The sequence below is a fragment of the Streptomyces thioluteus genome (assembly GCF_039535865.1).
The window spans coordinates 1-20,869 of record NZ_BAAAXZ010000130.1 but is presented as its reverse complement, the minus strand read 5'-3'; the positions used below and the strand labels follow the sequence as shown (position 1 = coordinate 20,869).

Genomic DNA, 20,869 nt, shown 5'->3' with positions numbered 1-20,869 from the left:
CTGGGGCAGGTCACGGGCCCAACGACGACGTACTTCGAAGCGGAGTCGCAGGGCCTTGAGCGAGTCGCCGCCGCAGGCGATCCAGCGGTCGCCGAGCCGGGGGGGCCGTCCCGCCCAGGATCTCGCCAGCCAGGGCGAGGAGTTCGCGCTGGACGGCGGTGGCGGCCGGGCCGGTGGTGCCGGCGGGCCGCCAGGGTTCGCCGGCCCGGGCGGACAGCGCCTTCTGGTCGACCTTGCCGTTGCCGGTGAGCGGCAGCGCCTCGACCAGGTGGGTGCGGTGCGGACGCATGTAGGAGGGCAGGGTGGCGGCCAGGTGGCGCTCGTAGCCCTCGTACGCGAGGTCGTCGCCGAGGACGACGTACGCCACCAGTTCGTTGACGCCGTGCGTCTCGTCGCGGTGGGCGCCGACGTGGGCCTGGCGCACGGCGGGGTGGGTGAGGATCTGCCGTTCCAGCTCGCCGGGTTCGATGCGGAAGCCGCGGACCTTGACCTGCCGGTCGGCGCGCCCGACGTGGACGACCTGTCCGGCGGCATCGAGGCGTACGAGGTCGCCGGTGCGGTACCAGCGCCGCTCGCCGCCGTCGTGCCAGGGCAGGCGGACGAAGCGGCGCCCGGTCTCCTCGGGCAGGTTGCGGTAGCCGGCGGCCAGCGCCTCGCCGGCGAGGAGGAGTTCGGCGAGCTCGCCGGGGGCGGCCGCGCGGGTGCCGTCCTCGGCGGCCAACAGGGCGTCCGTGCCGGGGAGTTCGCGGCCGATGGGCACCACGTCGCCGTCGAAGTCGCGGGGGATGGGGTGGATCAGGGCGAAGGTGGTGGCCTCGGTCGGGCCGTAGACGTTGTACAGCTGGGTGTCCGCGTCGGCGTTGTGCCGGTACCAGGCGCGGATGATCGGGGCGTTGAGCTGTTCGCCGCCGACGAGCACCCGGCCGGCGCCGGCGAAGCAGTCCGGCAGCTTGTCGACGACGGCGTTGAAGAGGGCGACGGTGATGAAGACGGTGTCGATGCGCTCGCGGCGCAGCGCGGCGGCGAGCCGGTCGGGGGTCTGGACGTCCCCGTCGCCGAGGACGACGCAGCAGCCGCCGGTCAGCAGCGGCGCCCAGATCTCGAAGCTGATGGCGTCGAACGCCGGGTTGGACAGGCAGGCGTGGCGGGCGGCGGGCGGGCCGGGGCGGAGCCAGCCCGGCCGGGCCAGGCGCAGGATGCCGGCGTCGCGGACCTCGACGCCCTTGGGGCGGCCGGTGGTGCCGGAGGTGTAGAAGACGAACGACACGCCGTCGGGGGCGGGTTCGGCGGGCGGCGTGCCGTCGTCGGCCGCCGTCAGTTCGCCGACGGCCAACGGCAGCACGCCGTCCGGCAGTTCGGCGGGCGGCGTGCCGTCGTGGAGCAGGGCCGTGCAGCCGGCGTCGGCCAGGATGTGGGCGCGGCGCTCGGGCGGGCTCTGGGCGTCGAGCGGGACGACGACCGCGCCGAGCCGCAGGATGCCGAGCATGGCGCAGACCAGGTGCCGGGAGCGGGGCAGGCAGACGGCCACGGCCTGGCCGGGACGTACGCCCCGGTGGCGCAGGGCGCGGGCGACGGCGGCGGAGGCGGCGTCGAGGGCGGCGTAGTCGAGGGCGTGGTCGCCGTCGCGGACCGCGATCGCCTCGGGGGTGCGGCGTGCCTGGTCGAGTACGGCCGCGGCGAGAGTGGTGGGTGCGGTGTTCATCGTGCCTCCAGCCCGGGGGCCGGGTTGTGGTGCGGGTGGCCGGACGGGCCGGCGAGAAGGGCGAATTCGGCCTCGATGCGGGCGGCGACCTGCGGGATGTGCTCGTTTTCGAGCATGTCCCAGTGGCCGCAGGGGACCGGTTCGACGACGAGGCCGTTCTTGGCGCGGCGGTGCCAGAAGTCCCGTATGCCGCGCAGGACGGAGGTGTCGTCACCGTCGCCGCCGCCCGCGGCCTGCATGAGCACCAGGCGGGCCGCGGTCGCGGGGGCCGCGTAGTCGCGGGTGCTGAGCCGGTTGTGGTTGTAGATGCGGAAGTACTGCTCGATCTGCCGGTCGTCGATCCCGGGGTACATGCCGTTGAACCGGACGAGCTTGTCGCGGAACTCGTCGAAGCCCGCCGGTTCGACGGCCCTCCGCTCGGCCTCGTCGTCGGTGGCCAGGGTGTCGAGGAGGACGACGCTCAGGTCCGTGCGGCCCGCCTCGGCCAGGCGGCGGCCCATCTCGTGGGCGACCAGGCCGCCGTAGGAGAGCCCGGTGAGCACCAGCGGCCCGTCGGCCGGCAGTTCGATGAGGCGCAGGTACGCCTCGGCCATGGCCTCGACCGTGGGCAGGAACGATTCCCCGGGGTTGACGCCGGGCGACTGGATGCCGTGGACGCCGTAGCCGTCGGGCAGGGCCTTGGCGAGGGAGAGGTAGCAGAAGGCGGTGCCGCCGGCCGGGTGGACGCAGACCACCCGGCCGCGGCCGTCGCCCTCGCGGAAGGTGATGAGGTTGCTGTCCGGCCCGGAGGGAGTGTCCTGGCGCAGGAGTCCGCCGAGGTCCTCGATGGTGGGGTGGAGCATGATGTCGCGCACCGACAGGGTGCGGCCGAATGCCTCGCGCACGGCGTGGACGAGCTTGACGGCGGAGACGGAGGTGCCGCCGATGTCGAAGAAGCTGTCGCGGATGCCGATGGCTGGGTGCAGCAGCAGGTCCCGCCATATCTGATAGAGCGTCAGCTCGATGCGGTCGCGCGGGCCGGCCTGGTTGACGGCGGCGGGGCCGCCGCTGCGGGCGTGCGCCAGCAGCGCCGCCCGGTCGGGCTTGCCGTTGGCGGTCTGCGGGATCTCCGGCAGCTCGACGAAGAGCGCGGGCACCATGTACTCCGGCAGCCGCGGGGCGAGCGCGGCCCGCCACTCGCCCTGGGGCAGCGGCGCGGCCCCCGTCGCGGACGGCGAAGGCGACCAGACGCGGCTCGCCGGCCCCGTCCTCGTCCGCGAGCACCACCGCGGCGCGCACCCGCGGCAGTTCGCGCAGGGCGGCCTCGACCTCGCCCGGCTCGACACGGAAGCCGCGCACCTTGACCTGGTCGTCGCCGCGGCCGACGAACTGCAGGGTCCCGTCGGCCAGCCACCGGACCAGGTCCCCGGTCCGGTACATCCGCTCCCCCGGCGCGGCGGGGTCGGGCACGAAGCGCGACGCGGTCAGCCCCGGCCGCCCCAGGTAGCCCCGGGCCACGCCCGCGCCGCCGACGTAGAGCTCGCCCGTCACCCCGACCGGCACCGGCCGCAGCCGCTCGTCGAGCACGTGCGCGCGGGTGTTGGCGACCGGCCGGCCGATGGGGGCGCGGCGCGGCAGCGGGCGCGGGTCGAGGTGGGCGGTGCAGTAGAGGGCCGTCTCGGTGGGCCCGTAGCCGTTGAGGATCCGCAGCCCGGGCAGGGCGCGCTCCAGGCGGTGCAGGGTGTCCTCGGGCAGCGGCTCCAGACCGGTCAGCAGCCGGCGCAGGGCCAGCCCGGCCAGGCGTTCCGCGGGCGCCTCGCCGAGCCATCGGACGTAGGCCGGGGGCAGCAGGATCTGGACGACGCGGTGGACGCGCATCCAGTCGGTCAGCGCCCCGGGGTCGCCGCGCACCTCGTCCGGCACCAGGTGCAGGACGCCCCCGGTGACCAGCGGCAGCAGCAGTTCCTGCACGGACGCGTCGAAGCCGATGCCCGGCCACATCGCCATCGCCGCGCCGGGCGTGGTGCCGAAGCGGGAGGTCCAGTAGTCGATCAGGTTGAGGATGCCGCGGTGGGTGGCCATGACGCCCTTGGGACGGCCGGTGGAGCCCGAGGTGTAGATGACGTACGCCAGGTGGTCCGGCTCGGCGTCCGTGCCGGGGTCCTCGTCGGAGGTGCCCTCGGCCGCGACGGCGGACAGCGAGGTCCAGCCCGCGGGCGGCTCCTGGGCGTCGCTGAGCACCAGGGCCGGGGCGGCGTCCTCGACCATGTGCGCCAGCCGCGCCCCGGGCAGGGCCGGGTCGAGCGGGAGGTAGGCGGCGCCGGCCTTGAGGATGCCCAGGATGCCGACGACGAGCGCGGCCGAGCGGCCCGTGTGCAGGCCGACCACCTGGTCGCGGCCGACGCCGCGGGCGATCAGGGCGTGGGCGAGCCGGTTGGCGTGCCGGTCCAGCGTGGCGTAGTCGAGCCACTCGTCGCCGCAGACGAGCGCGGGCGCCATGGGGCGTTCGCGCACCTGCGCCGCGAAGCGCCCGGCCAGGCCCCCGGGGCCGGCGGGCAGCGCGGTGGCGTTCCACTCCGCCAGCCGGCGGTGGTCCCCGGCGTCGAGCAGGGAGAGCGCGGCCGCCTCCCGGTCGGGGTCCGCGGCCATCTGTTCCAGGACCTGCCGCAGGTGGCGGCCGTACCGCTCGGCCGTCGCGGCGTCGAAGAGGGCGCTCGCGCAGTCGAGGGTGCCGACGAGACGGCCGTCCTGCTCCGTCATCGACAGGGTCAGGTCGTACGCGGTCGCGGTGCGGTCCGTCTCCAGCGGCTCCGCCTCGACGCCGGGCAGGACCGGTACGGCTTCCTCCGCCCGCCAGGCGAACACGGCCTGGAACAGCGGGGTGCGGTCCAGGCTGCGGGCCGGCCCGACGAGCTCGACGACCTGCTCGAAGGGCAGTTCCCCGTGGGCCGTGGCGCCCGCCTCCGCATCACGGGTCCGCTCCAGGAGAGCGGCCGCCGTCGGGGCACCGGAGAGGTCGATCCGCAGGGCCAGGGGGTTGGCGAACGGGCCCACGACGCCCTCGTCCCCGGGGCGCCGGCCGGCGGCGGACGTGCCGATCACGACGTCGCGCTGCCCGGACAGCCGCGAGAGCAGCAGGGCCCAGCCGGCGAGGACGGTCGTGGACAGGCCGGTGCCGTGGCGGCGGCCCAGGGTCCGCAGGGCGGCGGTCAGTTCGGCGTCGAGGACGAGCGGCACGCGGCCGCCGCGGTGGTCCCGCGTGGCGGGGCGTGGGCGGTCGGTGGGGAGTTCCAGCAGTTCCGGCGCCCCGTCGAGGGCCGTGCGCCAGTACGCGGCCGCCTCGTCCGGGACGCCGTCGGCCGCCTCCGCGCGCTGGCGGGCGGCGTGGTCGGCGAAGCGGAGGGGCAGCGGCGGCAGCGGGTCGTCCGCGCCGTCGCGGAAGGCGGCGTAGAGCGTGCCGAGCTCCCGCGCGAGCAGGGCCGCGGACGCATCGTCGGCGACGATCCGGTGCAGCGTCAGCAGCAGGACGTGCTCGTCGGCGGTGAGGACGAGCAGGCGGCCGCGGGCCAGCGGCCCCCGCGTCAGGTCGAACGGCGCGGTGGCCTCCTCCTGCCGCAGGGCGGCCACGCGCTCCTCCGCGCCGGGCCCGGTGAGGTTCCGGAGGTTCCGGAGGTTCCGGAGGTTCCGGAGGTTCCGGAGGTTCCGGAGGTTCCGGAGGTCCTGGACGAGCAAGGGGAAGCCCGCGTCGGCGGGACCGGTCTGCTGGCACGTCTCGCCGGCCACGGTCACCAGCCGGGTGCGCAGCACGTCGTGGCGGGCGGCGAGCGCGTCCAGCGCCCGGGCCAGCGCCGCGCGGTCGAGCCGGCCGCGCAGCCGCAGGGCCAGCGGCAGGTGACACGCCTCACCGGCGCCCTCGATCTGGCTCAGGAACCACAGCCGTTGCTGGGCGAAGGACAACCGCACCGGCGCGGTACGGTCCGCCGACGACTCGGCGGACGGCTCGGGGGTGGAACGGTGGAACGCTGGATTGGCCGGCAAAGCTCGCCCTTCCCTTGGCGGGAGTCTTTCCTGTGGGTGCGGGTGACGACGGAACGTTCGGCGGGAGGGGCGGGCGCGCGGTGGTCGCGCGGTGGTGGAGACCCTGGCCCGGTCGGCCCGCGCGCGGGCGCGCGAGCGGCGGCAGCGGCGTCGTCGTCCTCGGCGGGCGTCGGTTCGCCACCGCCTCAACTGGTCATGACGCGCACTCACTTTCTTGCTCGCACTGATCACGTGTGCGACACATCGATCATTGTTGAGGCGACAAACGGTGTCAATGGCCAATTGACGCCGTCCCGACTCCTCGCAAATCGGAAATATCACCTCAAGTGCACTGGAAACACCCGCCGTTGACCACGCATTCCAGCCATCGGCGAGCGATCCCGACGAGGCGGACCGCGGCCCGTCCGAAGCCGCCCGGAGACTTTTTGGTTCACGCGCATCCGTAATGACACGGACCCCGGCCCGGAATGCCTGCCACCGGAAACCGGCGTTCCACCCCATCGACGCACCGGCGAATCCTCCGGAACGGCGCCACACCCCCGCCGGGACCGCACGAAATCCAGCGAGCGACACCTCTCTCCGGCTGCGCCGCACCGGCTCCGGGACCCTGCCGTCCCAAGGGGACCGACCGGTCGGATTCCCTTGCGGAATCCCACGAAATGAATTTCCGATTCCGCCCGTCCGGCCAAGTCAGAACGGTGCGGCGGCAATTCGGACCGGCCCGCTCCGGCGATTTTGATGACGCTTCAATTTCCTTTCCCTCTGCATCATCCTGCCAACTTCTTGTGGCACCCCGAATTCCGTGCGATACCGATCCCACCCACACGGAAATCCAGGACAACGGGGGCGTCATGAAACGGTCCGAGTACGTCAGCTTCGATGCGGTCGGCCTGGCCGGCCTGGTCGCCCGCGGGGAGGTGAGCCCCGCCGAGCTGGAGCAGGCGGCGCTCGCCGCGGCGGACGCGGTCAATCCGCGGATCAACGCCGTCGTGGAGACCTGGCCGGGCGAGGACGTACCGGTCCCGGGCAGCTCCCCGCTGGCCGGAGTGCCGTTCCTCATCAAGGACCTGGGCGTCACCATGGCGGGCAAGCGGGCCGAGTGCGGCAGCCGTCTCGCGTCCGGCGTCGCCGCCCGCGCCGACTCGTTCCTGATGCGGCGCTTCCGCCGGGCCGGCCTGGTGACGTTCGGCCGCACCAACTCGCCCGAGATGGGCTTCAGCCTCACCACCGAGCCCGTTCTCCACGGCGCCGCCCGCAACCCCTGGGACACCGCGCTGAGCGCCGGCGGCTCCAGCGGCGGCGCCGCGGCGGCCGTCGCCGCCGGGATCGTCCCGGTCGCCCACGCCACCGACGCCGGCGGCTCGATCCGCGTACCGGCCGCCTACAACGGCCTGTTCGGGCTCAAGTCGACGCGCGCACGGGTCTCCCCGGGCCCCGAGGTGGACGAGGCGTACAGCGGCCTCGCCGTGCACGGCAGCGTCAGCCGCACCGTGCGCGACAGCGCGGCGCTGCTCGACCGCATCCAGGGCCCGGAGCCCGGCGACGCCTACGTCGCCCCGCGGCCCGTCCGCCCCTACCTCGACGAGGTGTCCCGGCACCCGGGCTCCCTGCGCATCGGCGTCCTCACCCACCCCTGGGGCGGCCGCGCCACGACGCCGGCCGTCGCCGAGGCCGTCGCCCGCACGGTGGCGCTGCTGGAGCACCTGGGCCACCGCGTGGAGGAGGCCACGGTCGAACTCGGGGCGGGCTGGGAGGAGTTCGTCGTCGGCAACGCCCGGCTGTGGTGCGCGCACCTGACCGCGATGGCGAACGGCCTGGCCACCGCCCTCGACCGCACCGTCGACGCCGGCACCCTCGAACCCGTGCTCCTCGCCTGCTACGCCTACGGCCGGCGGATGACCGCGGAGGACCTGGTCGACGCGTTCGCGATGCGCAACCGGGTCTCCCGCGCCCTGGGCCGGCACTTCGCCGACTACGACGTCCTGCTGGCCCCGACCCTGCCCGAACTCCCGCTGCAACTGGGCGCGTACGACGAGGGCATCGAGGAGCTGGACGCCCCCGGCTGGCTGGCCCGGCTCTTCGACCGGGCGCCGTTCGCGGCGGTGTTCAACATCACGGGTACGCCCGCCATGTCCGTCCCCCTGGAGTCCGACCCGGGGACCGGGCTGCCGGTCGGCATGCAGTTCGCCGCCGGCTACGGGCTGGACGACGTCCTCTTCCGGCTGGCGGGCCAGCTGGAGCGGGCGCGGCCGTGGAGCGGCCGTGTCCCCGAGGTCTGGGCGGGCGCCGACGCCGCCTGAACGGCCGTCGGGCGACTCCCGGCTACCGGCCGCCCGTTCCCAGCAGGGGAGCGCAGCCGGCCCGGGGGAAGCCCGGCCGTCTTGCGTACGACGTGGGTCATGTGCGCCTGGTCGGTGAAGCCGAGGTCGTTGGCCAGCAGGCGCAGATCGGTCTCGCCCTCGCTGAGCCGGTCCATGGCCCCGGCGACGCGCAGCCGGTTTGCGGTAGTGGGTGAGCGTCGTACCCGTGACGGCGGAGAAGACGCGGCTGAGGTGGTGGGGCGAGCACCCCACCCGCCCGGCTCAGCCCGTCGAGCCCGATGAGCGGGTTCTTGCCGAGGACTTCCCGGGTGTCGTCCACCACCTGCTTGCGGGCGGCGACGGTGGCCGGCTGCCCGCTGGCCACCCGGGCCGGGGCCAGCTGCCCGAAGACGGCGCCGACGAGATCGACGGTCCGCTGGGCGAGTTCGAAGGGATCGCCCTCCCCGGAGCGGATCCGGGCCAGTAACAGCCGGTGCATCACGTCGACTTGGGGGGTCGTGTAGGCCGACCCCTCGGGCACGACCGGGTCGCCGCCGAGGACGTCGGCCATGCTCGGCTCGGACAGCACGATCTCGGTGTAGGCCACGCCGCAGCACGGGTGCGCGAACTGCCGCTCGCTGCCCAGCCGCTCCACGAAGACGTTCGTCGGATCCAGCAACTGCTCGACGCCCTCGACACGTCCGCGCACCACCCCGCGTCTGACCAGCAGCAGCCCGAAGACCGCCGCCGGACGCACCTCGCTCCAGCCGTGCGGGGGATCCCCGCACCGCACGTCCGCCACGAAGACGTCGTCGGTGCTCAGATGACTGTGCCGCTCAAGTGCCACACCTGCACTGTACGCAGCTGATGCGCCAAAAATTAAGTAATCCCTTGCCAGGGATGAAAGCGAATGAGCAAGAGCTTACAAGCGTTCGGGGCCGGCACCGCGTCAGGATGGGATCTCGACACCCCGTACGGGGGACGGGGTGTCGAAAGCGGGGGCACCCATGGGAGGTGCCGGGGCCGAGGGCCTCCTCATCGGCCGGCACCTCCTTCAGGTCAGGCCCGCGGGCCTCCGGCGAGCGGCACTCCGGTGCGGCGGAAACTGCTCGACGGAGGCCCGGGAGTCCGCGCTCCGCGCCGCGTCCAACGGAAGCGTCGCGGAGCGCGGCGGGCGCCCCGAGGGCGGCACGTATCCGGGCAGGCGCACGGTGCCCCACACATACGGATCGGCCTGTGCCCCGGTGTACGAGGCCCACGCCAGCCGGGACTTGCCCGTCCTGTCCTGGGTGTCGGAGTCGTAGACCAGGATGTTGGCGGTGAGCCGCTCCGGATCCGCCGTCGCCGGGAGCAGTTCGAGCGGGATCCTCGCCTCGACCGTGTATCCGGTGTACGGACCGGCCGTCACGGTGGAGGCGACGGTCATCCCCCGGGCGGGACCCTGGTGGTTGTCGGCGTCGCGGGCGGCGCAGGCACCGCCGCCGTGCGAAGTGAACGGCAGGATCCCGGCCTTGAACGTGGTCGACGTGTCGTCCGAGCGGCCGCGCGGGTCGAGGGCGATCTCCACGGCGTCCGTGCGCCAGTGCCGTTTGCAGTCGTCACGCGCGTCGAGTGCCGTGCCCCGCTTGTCGTCGGTCACCCGGACGAGGACGTAGAGGTCGTCGCGGTGACGGGTGATGCGGGCGGTGGCGGAGCAGTCGGCGGGGCCGCACTCCGCCCCCTCCCAGTGCCCGAGCCGCAGTTCCGGGCCGGGATACTCCCCCGGTCCCGCCGTGCCGTCGACGACGGGAGCCTTCGCGGCCCTCGGGGGCGGTGGCGGAGGGGCGTACGGGGTAGGCGGGTTGCGCGCCGTTCGCGAGCCACGGCATGCCGGTCCGCCGGGCCCAGTCATGGAACTCGGCGTAGACGGGCCGCAGTTCGCCCTGCTCGCGGACGGGCGCCGGGACCGGCCTCCCGCCGCTCGCGAGGACGGTGAACCACTCGCACGGCATCCGGTCCGGCGGCGTGGTGACCTTCGCCGGCAGGGAGCCGAAACCCTGGGTGACGTAGCGCCGGGCCGCGTCCCGCTCGATCTGCGCCCAGGTCCTGCCGCTCGGGCGGGAGCGCCGGCCCGGCCAGACGCCGACGACGGGCAGCCCGGTGCGCGCATCCTTCGCCGGACGATCCGCACATTTCGGCCCGACGGGCCCCTCGAACCCCCAGTTCTGCGCCAGCAGCCGTTCCGCCTTCCACGGCTTGTACTTCTCGACCGCGATCTGCCGGGGGAACGCCTTCGGGTCCGCCGCCAGCCGGAACGCGTCGGCGGCCAGCCGCCCGGCCTGCTGGGTGACCCCCGTGCTGGCCGAAGGGCCGCGGATCCATGGTGACGACAGTGCGCGGCGTCGTCGCCCGGATGATCCGCACGAGCCGCTCCAGGGTGTCGTCGGCCCGCTGCGGAGGTCTGTTCCACGCCGTGCCGGTCAGCGGGGCCGACAGCGTGTACCAGAAGTCCGGCTTGTCGAGGTAGTACACGTTGCGGATCCCCGCGAGCGAGACGGCGGACCGCTCCTCCTTCTCCCGGATCATCCCGAGCGGCGGCCCCTCCTCGGGCCCGGCGGCGTTCCCGCCACCCTCCCCCCGCGTGATCGTGACGATCCCGGTGCCGATCCCCCGCCGCTCCTTCCACTGCCCGAAGGTGGCCAGCGACTGGAACTCGTCGTCGGGATGGGCCCCGACGAACAGGACGTCGGTGTGCGCGGGATCGCGGTGCGATGCGGTGGCCGACGCGGGCGCGACGACGCTCCCGGAGAGCAGGGCGGTGACGACGGTGACGAGCAGGAGCGGGCGGAGCGGGCGGGGCCGGTGGGCCGACACGAAAACCATCCTTTCCCGAAGACTGACGACGACTGCACCCGGGCAATCTCTCATGCACCCCGCGCGAGGCGCCCACGACTCGAGAATCGTTCCGCCTTCTCCCTTCCGCCAATACATGTCGGCCTATTTCTGCCTTCATCCGGGATGCGACGTACTGATAATCCATAACGGCACGGCACCGCCCAGGACTTCACCCTCGAAGGGATCCTGATGGAATCCGAGCCGAACACCGCTTTCCACGCGCTCTACGGGATCGCCGACCCGGAGGAACGCCTCGCCGCCTACCACGCGGGCCTGGCCGAGCCCCCGCTGGACCTGTCCGTCGCCGAGAACGTGCTCCTCTACGGCTCGCTCAACGAGCACGTCTTCCGGCACACCGAGATCGGCGAGAACGACATCCGCTACAAGACCCCGTACGGAGTCCCCGAACTGCGCGCCCGGGTCGCGGAGTTGCTGAGCCGTACGATGTCGCACGACATCCGGCCCACCGACGTCTACGCCACCGCCGGGGTCTCCGCCGCCCTGGAGTGCCTGGCCTTCACCCTGGAGGAAGCCGGGGAACTGGCACCCGGCGACCGGGTTCTCCTGCCGGCCCCGTCCTGGCAGGGGTTCAAGTGGTCCTTCGGCCAACGACCGGGCCTCAAGTGTGTGTTCGCCCCGCTGCGCGAACGGGGCGACGCGTTCCAGCTCACGCTCCGCGACCTCCAGAACGCCTACCGCACCGCCTACTCGCCCCCGAAGCTGCTGGTCCTGACGAACCCCAACAACCCCCTGGGGGTCAACTACGACGAGAACCTGCTGGAGGAGATCTACACCTGGGCGCTCGAAGAGACCCCCATGCACATCGTCTCCGACGAGATCTACGCCCACAGCCAGCTCACCGGGGCCGCTCCCCGCTTCACCAGCGCCCTCGCGCTGCGGGCCACCGCCCGGCACTCCGACCGCGTCCACGTGGTGTGGGGCCTGGGCAAGGACTTCGGCATCTCCGGCTTCCGCGTCGGGTTCGTCATCTCCCGCTCCGCGATCGTCCGCGCCGCGATGGAGGGCGGCCACGAGCGGAAGACGATGTCGTGGTTCACCCCGCTCGACTCCCTCAAGAACGTGGTCATCGGGAAGCTGTTCGAACACCGGCCGGGCGAACCCGCCTGGTATCCCGAGCAGTTGATGCACGAGGTGTACCCCCCGGCGCTGACCGACAGCCACCAGGCGGTGCGACGGGCGCTCCTGGAGGGAGACGTCCCGTACGTCGTCACCGGCAACTCCGCCCAGTTCTTCTTCCTGGACCTGCGCGCCTTCCTCGACCGGGTCCCCGACGCCGCATCCCCCGTTCTCTTCCCGGAGATCGACCCCCGCGAGGAGCGTCTCCGCGCCTACCTCCAGGCGACCGCCAAGGTGCAACTGCTCCCCGGCCAGACCCTCTCCTGCCCCGACCCCGGATACTTCCGGCTGTGCTTCACGGCCTTCGAGGCGAAGCAGGTCGCCGACGCCGCCACGCGGATCGGCGAGGCGCTCCGCACGCTGCCGGAGGGGGGCCGCCGGTGAAGTGACGGCGACGGCCGCCGTCGTACCGGCGGATCCCGGCCGGTACGCGGGTCACGGCTCCGGGAGGACTTCGCCCCCACGACGTCGTCGAGCGCGGATCAGCCGGGCAATCGGGTCCACGCACCGACCAGTTCGGCAAGGTAGACCGCGCACGGGGTGTCCCGCAGTTCCTCGCGGAGCCGGTCGATCAGCGTGTCCGGGTCGATGTCGCCCGGCGCGACCACGCCGGACTCCTCGGCGAACGGGAGCGCGGTGAGCAGCGTCTGTCCCAGCATGACCACGGCCGATTCCTTGTCCTGCGGTGTGGGCACCACCACGGCGAGCTCGGGACCTGGCAGCCCGGCCTCCAGGAACAGGGAGTACAGCCGCTCGCCGGTGTCCAGGGTGCGGCCCGCGGCGCGCAGGCAGTCGTTGACCACCGCGATGCACCTCGTCAGCAGCGGCAGTGCGGGCACCGACCGGATCCTGGTGGTGTTGAAGTCCTGGAAGGTGATCACGCCGCCCGGGCGGACCAGCCCGGACAGCGCCCTGATCGTGCCGGCCGGATCGGGCAGGTGCATCAGGATCAGCCGTCCGACGACGGCGTCGACCGGCCGGTCGAGGGCGACGTCCGGGAGGGTGGCCTGCCGGAAGGTGACGTTGCCGAGGGCCGGCTCCGCCTCCGCCGCACGCCGCCGGGCCGAGTCGAGCACGCTCGCGTCGGCGTCCACGCCCACCACCGAACCGGCCGGCCCGACGATGCGCGCGAGCTGGATCGACACGTCGCCCGCGCCGCATCCGACGTCGAGGACGTCCATTCCCACGGTGATCCCGGCCATCTCCAGGAGCCGGTCCGTGTGTTCGGCGTAGAAGACGGCCTGGGTCGCCAGGCGGCGGGTCTCGTGGTCCGAGTGCCGCAGGACGTAGGCCGGCTGGCTGGTCATGGCTTCGTTCTCCCTGGTCCGGGTCTAGTCCGCGACGTCGATGGTGACCGTGCCGAACACGGTGGCCTGACAGGCGAGGCGGCAGTCGGGCGACCACGCCAGTACGTCCAGCACCGCGCGCTCGTCCGGCCCGGCCGGGCTGAGGTTGTCCGCACCGGCTATCACCTTGATCATGCAGGCGCCGCACCGGGCCGCCCGGCAGCCGAACCTGACAGGGGTGTCGTGCTCGTCGCAGATGTGCTGCATGGTCGTGCCCGTTGCGACCTCGATCGTCCGGCCCGCGATGGTGACGGTGATCACGGGCGGACCCCTCGACTGGCCGCCGCGGGCGGGCTGTCCGGTGCCGCCGGGTGGGACACGTCGCCCGTCGCCGCGGTGTCGTCGACCAGGCCGGCCATCTCGGACATGAACTGCTCGTAGTTGGCCTCGGCGCTGTCGAACACCCGGCCGGTCGTGGTGCCGCCCTTGAGCACTTGTCCGCCGAGATGGCGGTGCATGGTCCGGAACAGGGTGAAGAGGTTCGTGCAGGATCGATACGCCTCGGCGAGCGGGCCGTCGCCGGACTCGTGGACCCATGTCCTGAGCGCGGGCCGCGCGTCGTAGACCATGCGGAAGAACGCCTTCCAGTCCTCCGGCACGAACCGCAGATTGTTCGCCCGCGCGGCGATGACGCCGGGGTGGCTGTAGTTCACGTGGAAGAGCGAGTCGAGCATCAGCATGAACGGGAGCTGGTACCCCGAGGCGACGCCGGTCACCTCGTCCTCGACCCAGCCGCACGTGACCTGGATCCGCCGGAACTCGTCGGCGTCGATCCGGGGGATCAGCCGCTTGGTGATCATGTAGACGTTCCGGATCACCGCCTGCACCATGCGCAGCGCCCGCGCGCCCCCGGCCCGGTCGTCGGCGGCGGCGCACTCCAGCGCGTGGCAACCCCAGCCGTACAGCGGGACGCCGAGCGCCTCCACCGCGTAGAAGGCCTGGTACAGCTCCAGTTCGCTCCGGTCGCCCTCGTTCAGCCAGAACGCCGGGCGCATGCGGTCCACGGCGGCGACGTCCCGGTGGGACAGCTCCGCGCCACCGCTCACCCCGTCCAGCTCGAACGCCAGCATCGTCATCACGATCTGGTTGAACCGGGGGATCGTCCCGACCGCCCCCGCCACGGTTTCGAGCAGGCTGCCCAGCGGTTCCGGCATCCGGCTCGGGCCGGTCGCCACGTCGGCGTTCGGATCGCCCTGCCGCCACATGTGGTTGAGGTAGATCAGCGGCACCATCAGCCGTTCCGCCCCGGACGCGGGCAGCGTCCCGGCGCGCCGCACGAGGTCCTGCTCCAGGCTCGCCGCCCGGCCCTCGCACCACTCGCGGAATCCGGCCGCATGCCCTTGGACGTACTGTGCGGCAGCCGCCCGGCAGAGGTCCGCGACCGGGCCCCGGAAGTCGGGTGCGTGCGCCGGCAGGAACCCGGTCCGGGTGGAGGCCAGCGTGCCGAGCGCACGCAACGGCCCCATCGCCCGGAAGCGGGACGCGTCGTCGTGACCGGGCAGGGTCCGCGCGAACAACGTCTCCCGCCGCTCACCGCCCAGCACCACCAGCGGAACCTCGATCGGGCGCACACCGCACACCGGCTCGTCGACTTGCGGTAATTCGGGCCCCAACTCGGCTATCGGCACCACGTCGGGAGCCGTCAGCGGATGTGCAAGGGCCATGTTTGCATGCGGCATGATCTCCCCCGGAATCACGACTGCATTACCACCGGGGTACAGAGGAACCCGCCCGCACCCCCGTCGTCACAGCGATGCTAACCGCGCCGAACACTCGGAGAGAACGGTTCCACCCCGGGATTCTGGGCCCGCCCCCGGATCATCCCGGGCGAAGCCGCCTCGAAGGGCGCCTCACCGTGTCCGTGCACAACCGCCGGACGAGAGAAGCTCGATCGCCCTACGACAGCCGAATGGACTGGCTGTGGTGGAAGACGTTCCGCGGGTCCCAGTGACGCTTCGCGTCCTGCAGGCGGCCGTAGTTGTCCTTGTAGTAGAGCCGGGGGTAGGCGGGGTCCCGGTCGGTGGCGACGCCCAGATCGCTGTCGGGGTAATTCACGTACGCGCCGTCCGTGACGCGGTCGTTCAGCTCGTCGCTGATCTCCGGTACGCCGCCGGTCTCCTGGTACACGTCCGCGTACCAATCCCTCATGAAGCCGGTGTGGAGGTCGTCCTCGGTGCGGTCGGTCCAGTACGACTGGAACTGGAGCTTGAAGATGGAGTCCCGTTGCGGCACGGCCGTGTCGCCCGGGTGCACGCCGTTGATCCGGCACCCGTAGGAATCCGCCTGGACCAGGGTCTTCGACATGTCCGCGCCCGGGACGTCCGTGGTGAGCCAGGAGTAGAGGGAGTCGATCTGCCCCTGCGTGAACGGGTGGCGGTGGTAGGCCGACTTGTACTTGCCCCGCTGGTTGTCGCCGGAGCCGTTCAGGGTCTGGGTGGCCTGGAACCACGGCATCTGGCGGCGCTTCTCGGGGAGATGCACCGAGATGCCGGCGACGCTGAACAACTGCGCGGTCGAACTCGTCGTCACTCCCGCTTCGACGGCACGGACGTAGGCGTCGAGCAGAGCCGGGTCCTCCTCGTCCCACTGGGTCAGCAGAACGACGTTCCCATTGGCTTTGTGAGTGAGCTTCAGGATGCTGAACAGGCCGGGATAGAGCTTCTCTTCCTTCCCGCTGTGCTCGGCGAAGAACGTGCCGAAGTTCTTCACCAGCCTCTCGAAGTCCTTCGGGCGCTCCAGGAGACCGTCCTTCCAGGGCCAGGCGATGCTGCTGAGCCATACGCGCGCCGGGGGGTCGGGGATGTCGTCCGCGAAGTAGTAGCGCAGGACGACCCCGAAGTTCCCACCGCCGCCGCCCGTATGGGCCCAGAAGAGGTCGCCTTCGGGGCCGTCGTCCTCACGGTGGGCGCTGGTCACCTCGACGACGGGCGGCTGGTCGGGGCCGCCCCGCACCGTCACCACGTCCACCTGCACCAGGTGGTCGACGACCAGCCCGTGGCGGCGGGAGAGGAAGCCGAACCCGCCGCCCGCGATGTGGCCGCCCGAGCCGACCGAATAGCAGGATCCACCGGGGACCGCCTTGCCGAACCGCCGGAAAAGGGTGGTGATGACATCCCAGTTGGTGGCCCCGGCCTCGACGACGTAGGCGGCCTCGCCCCGGTTGTCGGTGCCTTTCCGGACAGCGTTCATCAGGCTCAGGTCGAGAACGGCCCCGCCCGTGTTGGCCACGAAGTCCTCGTAGCAGTGCCCGCCGCTGCGGACGGTGGGACGGAGGCCGTTGCCCACGGCCTCGCGCACCGCCGCCACGGCCGACGCGTCATCGTGGATCAGCTGGATATAGCTCGGTTTGCTGACCCAGCGCTGGTTGAATCCCTGGCTGAGCGTCTCGTACCGAGGGTCGTTCTTGTCCACTCGCCAATTCATTCGAACTCGTCCTCCGAGATGCGGCCAGGCGGTTCAAGGGGCCACCAGGATCGGAGGTTCGAGACCATACGGCAATCAATTCACCACTAGACCGATAATCCTATTGAGCACCTCTCAGTGCTCCTTGCCCAGGAACCGGAGAACCCGCTCGTTGTACTCGACGGGCTTCTCCGCCGGTACGAGGTGACCCGCCCCCTCGATGAACGCGACCTCCGATCCGGCCGACAGCGACGCGCCGATCGCCGCGAGCCCCTCCGCGTCCAGGACGACGCTCTTGTCCTCCGTCCCGTGCAGATACAGCGTCGGCTGGGCCGGCACCTCACCCCAGAGCTCGGCATGCCGGGCCGCCCATTCCGGCGTGCCCATCTCCTGCGGAGCGAAATTCATCCGGTACAGATCGATCGCGGCGCGCAGCCGGGCCGGCTCGCCGAGGGCCTTCCTGACCGCCTCGAAGTCCTCCGTGGCGTCGTAGTCGTCCGCGGTCCACTTGTCCTGCATGACCTGGCGCACCCACGCCATGTCGTTCGCGGCCAGCACCTCGTCGGCCATGGCCATCTGGAAGAACCAGAAGTGGTTCAGCCGCTCGATGCCCTCGTACGTGCTCGCGTACTCCCCGAAGAACGCGAGCGGCGGGACGTCGCTCACCACCACCCGCGACCAGCGCCCCGGCTCGGTGTGTGCCGCGCCCCAGGCGGTCGCCGCGCCCCCAGTCGTGGCCGACGAGCACGGCGTTCCCGTCGCCGCCCAGCTTCTCGTGCAGTCCGTTCGCGTCGGCCACGAGATCGGCCAGACGCATGCTGCCGTCGGCCGGCAGGGCGGAGGGGGCGAAGCCGCGAATGTTCGGGGCGACGGCACGGTAACCGGCCGCGGCGAGCGCCGGTATCAGATGCCGGTAGGTGGATTCCCCGGATTCCGGGAAACCGTGGAGCAGGAGCGCGAGCGGGCCCTCGCCCTCCTCCACATAGGAGATGTCCACGCCATTGGTGACAACGTGCCCGTGCTTCATGTGAATTCCTTGCCTGTGAGCCTTGCATTGTTCCCGTCCCGGTTCCCTCCGGGACTTCTCCAGGTTCGCTCGTCGGCGGGGAAGCCACAAGTACCCACTCTTTTGTAAGCACTTACCTCGTGGTAATGGGCAGGAAGAAACACGGCTACCGGTCGGGCAGCACCAAGCTCACCGCACCGGGACGGCCCATGGGGCGACGCCGCTCACTCCTCGATCGCCCCGCCCACCGACCGCAGGTGCTCGCGGAAGGTCAGCGACGGCGTCTCGCGGCGGCGGGCGAGGTAGCCGGCGAAGCCGACCTGGTCGCGGAGGGTGCGGCCGGCGCGGATGAGTTCGGCCTGGTGGTGTTCCGTGTCGCGGATCGACTCGGCCAGGGCGAGGAGTTCGGCGGTCCGGTCGGCGGGGACGAAGAGGACGCCGTCGTCGTCACCGAGGACGACGTCCGCCGCGGAGACCGTCCATTCGCCCACCCGGGCCGAGGTCAGCGCGTCGTCGGGGCGTTCGCCGAGGTGGAGGGGGCCGGTGGGGACCGCGCCCAGGCTGAAGACGGGGAGGCCGATGGCGCGGACGTCGGCGGTGTCGCGGTGCAGGCCCCAGACCACCAGGCCCTGGAGTCCGGCCGCCCGGGCCTCCAGCACGGCGAGGTCGCCGACGCACGCCTCGTCGAGGCGGCCGCCGTTGTCGACCACGAGGACCTCACCGGGCCCGGCCGCCTCGTACGCCTCCAGGAAGACGTCGACGCTGCCGACGTGCCGGGCGGGGCGCACCCGTCCCGCCAGCCGGCCGCCGGGTTCCACGGCGGTGAGGGCGGCCGGTCCGCAGCGGACCGGCACGCCGGCCCGGATGCAGGCGTCGGCGACGTGGGCGGTGGTCAAGGCGCCGAAGCGCTCCCGGAGTTCCTGGTGGTTCATCGCTGTCCCCTCCCTGGTCACGGATGTCGCCAGCGTCGCACGGTGCGGACTCCGTGGTCAGGATGGCGGGACGGAAATGGCAAGTCGCGCTGATAGTCCGGAGGGGCGGTCCCCCGAACACGGCGTCCGATGACCGCCGGTCGTCCCGGTCCACGCGGGCGAAGCTGGCCGGGTGACCACCCGCAACGAGGACGGGACGGCCAATCCGGCCCCCATGTCCTCGGCGTTCCGGCTCGGCCGGCGGGGCGTGCTCGGGCTCGCCGCGCGCTCGCAGACCACGCGGAACCTGATGCGCACCGGGGAGTGCGTGCTCAACCTGCCGTCGGACGTGCTGGCCCCGGCCGTGGACCGGCTGACGCTGACCACGGGCACGGACCCGGTGCCGGAGCGCAAGCGGGAGCGCGGATACCGGTACGAGGCCGACAAGTTCGGCCGGGCCGGGCTCACTCCGGTGGATTCGGAGACGGTGGCGCCGCCGCGGGTCGCCGAGTGCGACCCGAACGCCTCTACCGCGGGCCGGACATCGAGCGGGCCCGTGCCGTGGCGGAACGCTGACGGCACGGGCGGGTTCGCCGGTCACTGCTTCTTGTCGGTCTTCTCCTCCCGGGCCGGGGGCTTGCCGTCGTCGCCCGGGGTGGGCTTGCCCGGAGTCCCCTTGCGGGGCGCGTTGTCGGCCTTGGGGACCTCGACCTTGGTCTTGGAGAGGAACGTCTTGCCGTTGTGCGCACCGCAGGACGCCTTCTCCGCGTCGGTCATGGGCCGGGTCTTCACCACCACGGCGTTCTTGACGCCGTCCGTGTCGTTGGGGGCCGGGCTGACGACGGTGTCGCCGTCGGGGTACGGAAAGTACCAGTAGTAATGGCCCCAGTGCGGGTCGTTGTAGTGCGTCTGCCACATCCCGGTGACAGGGCGCATCACCTGGGCCCGGGAAATCCAGCCGACCTCGCCCGACTTGATGGTCATGCCCATGCTGCCGCCGTCCGAGTGCTCGGTCGTCCAGGAATGTCCGTACTTCGCGGTGACGCTGAGATCCACTATTCCGGCGATCTTTCCGCCGGCGGTGATGGACACTTCCAGGGAATCCGTGGAGCCGACCTTGTCGGACCAGTTCAGGCCCTGGGTGGCGTCCGACGTGCTGCAGTTGTAGAGCGTGTCGGACACCTGGTGGTAATTCCCCAGGTAGGCCTTTCCGACCTCCGGGTCGTTGAATGTGCACTTTCCGACGCCGCTGGCGCAGTCGGCCATGAGCTCGGCCAGGGTGGGCTCGCTGTCGGCGGAGGCGGGGAGGGCGGCGGCGCCCAGCGCCACGGCGGCGGCCGCGCCCACGAGCAGGGCGCGCCCGCTCCTTCTTGTCAGGATGTTCGCCATGAGTAACACCTGTGACCTTTCAACCGGTTCCATCGGTTCAAGCGGTTCGGGATTTTCGGTTCCCTTTCCGCCCGGCCCACATTGCGCCGCCGCCTCTCACCGGGACACCAAATCCTGGTAAAGCCCCGGTGAAGTGAGCCGGTTCACCGAGCGGTGCCGCCGATAGACGTTTTCTTCAAAGGAATTCGATTTCCCCATCCGGGCGGATCAGGCGGCCGTCGGCCAGTCCCCAGCCGGCCTGGAGGAACATTCCGAGGCGGTCGCTGACGGCACGGATCTCGGAAATCCGCTCCCCCTTCACGGTGAAGAACCACATCTGCTCGACCTCGAAGGAGCGGCCGGTGGGCCGGGGCATCCGGGGATGGGTCCCGGTATGCGTCCCGGTGGCCGTCACACGGGCCACGACGGTGTCCCCCTCGGCGACGAGCGCGTCCACGCGCACCGCGAACTCGCCGAAGGCGGCGAGCTGTTGACGGATCCCCTCGAAGGCGGCACCCGGCTCGTCCGGCTCACCAAAAATGATCTTGTTGTGATCGACGACGTCCGGCGCCAGGTACCGGGACAGGTCCTCGACCCTGCGCTCGTTGACCGCCTGGAAGAAACCCGCGACGACCTGCTTCATGACCGCTCCCCATTCTTACGACGTAAGTTTGACGAGCCCCAGCCTCGCCTTACGATGTAAGAAAGTCAAGTGACGGCAGGAGGACGACGTGACGGCCAAGCGGGACCCGGGGCGAGCGCGCCGGGCTGACCCGGGACCAGATCCTGGACGCGGCCCTGGACCT

At 72.0% G+C, this 20,869-nt stretch carries 15 protein-coding genes and 2 pseudogenes; 2 read left to right on the top strand and 15 right to left on the bottom strand.

Features of this window, described 5'->3' with window-relative positions:
* Positions 1-10: 10 nt before the first annotated feature.
* From ABD794_RS17205 to ABD794_RS17195, 3 genes and pseudogenes are all read right to left on the bottom strand, one after another.
* Positions 11-1,702 carry an amino acid adenylation domain-containing protein gene (locus ABD794_RS17205; RefSeq protein WP_344964379.1) on the bottom strand — a complete coding sequence of 564 codons (1,692 nt, stop codon included), beginning with the start codon at positions 1,700-1,702 and terminating at the stop codon, positions 11-13.
* A complete protein-coding gene (locus ABD794_RS17200) occupies positions 1,699-2,841 on the bottom strand; it encodes an alpha/beta fold hydrolase (protein WP_344964401.1) in 1,143 nt (380 codons plus the stop codon). Before ABD794_RS17200 ends, ABD794_RS17205 begins: the two co-directional genes overlap by 4 nt.
* A gap of 181 nt (positions 2,842-3,022) precedes the next feature.
* A pseudogene (locus ABD794_RS17195) lies at positions 3,023-5,644 on the bottom strand (non-ribosomal peptide synthetase); the annotation flags it as partial.
* A 926-nt stretch (positions 5,645-6,570) separates the two neighbouring features.
* Here ABD794_RS17195 and ABD794_RS17190 point away from each other — a divergent pair.
* On the top strand, positions 6,571-8,019 hold the full coding sequence (locus ABD794_RS17190) for an amidase (protein WP_344964377.1): 1,449 nt from the start codon (positions 6,571-6,573) through the stop codon (positions 8,017-8,019).
* Between the two features lie 97 nt (positions 8,020-8,116).
* On the opposite strand, the gene ABD794_RS17185 is transcribed toward ABD794_RS17190, so the two are convergent.
* From ABD794_RS17185 to ABD794_RS17175, 3 genes are all read right to left on the bottom strand, one after another.
* The gene (locus tag ABD794_RS17185; protein WP_344964375.1) at positions 8,117-8,821 is read right to left on the bottom strand and encodes a hypothetical protein; all 705 of its coding nucleotides are present in this window, start codon (positions 8,819-8,821) and stop codon (positions 8,117-8,119) included.
* Positions 8,822-9,073: 252 nt separating this feature from the next.
* The gene (locus ABD794_RS17180; RefSeq protein ID WP_344964373.1) at positions 9,074-9,910 is read right to left on the bottom strand and encodes a sugar-binding protein; all 837 of its coding nucleotides are present in this window, start codon (positions 9,908-9,910) and stop codon (positions 9,074-9,076) included.
* Entirely contained in the window at positions 9,907-10,872 is a 966-nt protein-coding gene (locus ABD794_RS17175) for a PIG-L family deacetylase (protein WP_344964372.1), read from the bottom strand. Before ABD794_RS17175 ends, ABD794_RS17180 begins: the two co-directional genes overlap by 4 nt.
* A 210-nt stretch (positions 10,873-11,082) precedes the next feature.
* Between ABD794_RS17175 and ABD794_RS17170 the strand changes: the two genes are divergently transcribed.
* Positions 11,083-12,414: a pyridoxal phosphate-dependent aminotransferase gene (locus tag ABD794_RS17170; protein ID WP_344964370.1), complete on the top strand. Its 1,332-nt coding sequence runs from the start codon at positions 11,083-11,085 to the stop codon at positions 12,412-12,414.
* Between the two features lie 98 nt (positions 12,415-12,512).
* Here the strand turns inward: ABD794_RS17170 and ABD794_RS17165 are convergent, their stop codons facing one another.
* The 9 genes and pseudogenes from ABD794_RS17165 to ABD794_RS17125 all read right to left on the bottom strand — a co-directional run bounded on the left by ABD794_RS17165 (position 12,513) and on the right by ABD794_RS17125 (position 20,706).
* The gene (locus ABD794_RS17165; RefSeq protein ID WP_344964368.1) at positions 12,513-13,337 is read right to left on the bottom strand and encodes a class I SAM-dependent methyltransferase; all 825 of its coding nucleotides are present in this window, start codon (positions 13,335-13,337) and stop codon (positions 12,513-12,515) included.
* A 24-nt stretch (positions 13,338-13,361) separates the two neighbouring features.
* Complete coding sequence (locus ABD794_RS17160; RefSeq protein WP_344964366.1) at positions 13,362-13,637, bottom strand: 2Fe-2S iron-sulfur cluster-binding protein; 276 nt, start codon at positions 13,635-13,637, stop codon at positions 13,362-13,364.
* Positions 13,634-15,040, bottom strand: coding sequence for a hypothetical protein (locus ABD794_RS17155; RefSeq protein WP_344964364.1), 1,407 nt, complete (start codon positions 15,038-15,040; stop codon positions 13,634-13,636). Before ABD794_RS17155 ends, ABD794_RS17160 begins: the two co-directional genes overlap by 4 nt.
* Positions 15,041-15,272: 232 nt before the next feature.
* A complete protein-coding gene (locus ABD794_RS17150) occupies positions 15,273-16,787 on the bottom strand; it encodes an FAD-binding oxidoreductase (protein ID WP_344964362.1) in 1,515 nt (504 codons plus the stop codon).
* 126 nt (positions 16,788-16,913) lie between these two features.
* Complete coding sequence (locus ABD794_RS17145) at positions 16,914-17,444, bottom strand: alpha/beta fold hydrolase (protein WP_344964403.1); 531 nt, start codon at positions 17,442-17,444, stop codon at positions 16,914-16,916.
* A gap of 118 nt (positions 17,445-17,562) precedes the next feature.
* A pseudogene (locus tag ABD794_RS17140) lies at positions 17,563-17,805 on the bottom strand (alpha/beta fold hydrolase); the annotation flags it as partial.
* Between the two features lie 203 nt (positions 17,806-18,008).
* Entirely contained in the window at positions 18,009-18,716 is a 708-nt protein-coding gene (locus ABD794_RS17135) for an RraA family protein (protein ID WP_344964360.1), read from the bottom strand.
* A 576-nt stretch (positions 18,717-19,292) separates the two neighbouring features.
* The gene (locus ABD794_RS17130; RefSeq protein ID WP_344964357.1) at positions 19,293-20,084 is read right to left on the bottom strand and encodes a hypothetical protein; all 792 of its coding nucleotides are present in this window, start codon (positions 20,082-20,084) and stop codon (positions 19,293-19,295) included.
* A 175-nt stretch (positions 20,085-20,259) separates the two neighbouring features.
* Entirely contained in the window at positions 20,260-20,706 is a 447-nt protein-coding gene (locus tag ABD794_RS17125; RefSeq protein ID WP_344964354.1) for an ester cyclase, read from the bottom strand.
* Between the last annotated feature and the right edge of the window lie 163 nt (positions 20,707-20,869).

Excerpts from the sequence above, each read along its gene's own strand:
- ABD794_RS17165 (WP_344964368.1), bottom strand. The coding sequence starts at position 13,337 with ATGACCAGCCAGCCGGCCTACGTCCTGCGGCACTCGGACCACGAGACC.
- ABD794_RS17205 (WP_344964379.1), bottom strand. The coding sequence starts at position 1,702 with ATGAACACCGCACCCACCACTCTCGCCGCGGCCGTACTCGACCAGGCA.
- ABD794_RS17170 (WP_344964370.1), top strand. The coding sequence starts at position 11,083 with ATGGAATCCGAGCCGAACACCGCTTTCCACGCGCTCTACGGGATCGCC.
- ABD794_RS17130 (WP_344964357.1), bottom strand. The coding sequence starts at position 20,084 with ATGGCGAACATCCTGACAAGAAGGAGCGGGCGCGCCCTGCTCGTGGGC.
- ABD794_RS17190 (WP_344964377.1), top strand. The coding sequence starts at position 6,571 with ATGAAACGGTCCGAGTACGTCAGCTTCGATGCGGTCGGCCTGGCCGGC.
- ABD794_RS17155 (WP_344964364.1), bottom strand. The coding sequence starts at position 15,040 with ATGGCCCTTGCACATCCGCTGACGGCTCCCGACGTGGTGCCGATAGCC.
- ABD794_RS17180 (WP_344964373.1), bottom strand. The coding sequence starts at position 9,910 with ATGACTGGGCCCGGCGGACCGGCATGCCGTGGCTCGCGAACGGCGCGC.
- ABD794_RS17200 (WP_344964401.1), bottom strand. The coding sequence starts at position 2,841 with ATGGTGCCCGCGCTCTTCGTCGAGCTGCCGGAGATCCCGCAGACCGCC.
- ABD794_RS17125 (WP_344964354.1), bottom strand. The coding sequence starts at position 20,706 with ATGAAGCAGGTCGTCGCGGGTTTCTTCCAGGCGGTCAACGAGCGCAGG.
- ABD794_RS17135 (WP_344964360.1), bottom strand. The coding sequence starts at position 18,716 with ATGAACCACCAGGAACTCCGGGAGCGCTTCGGCGCCTTGACCACCGCC.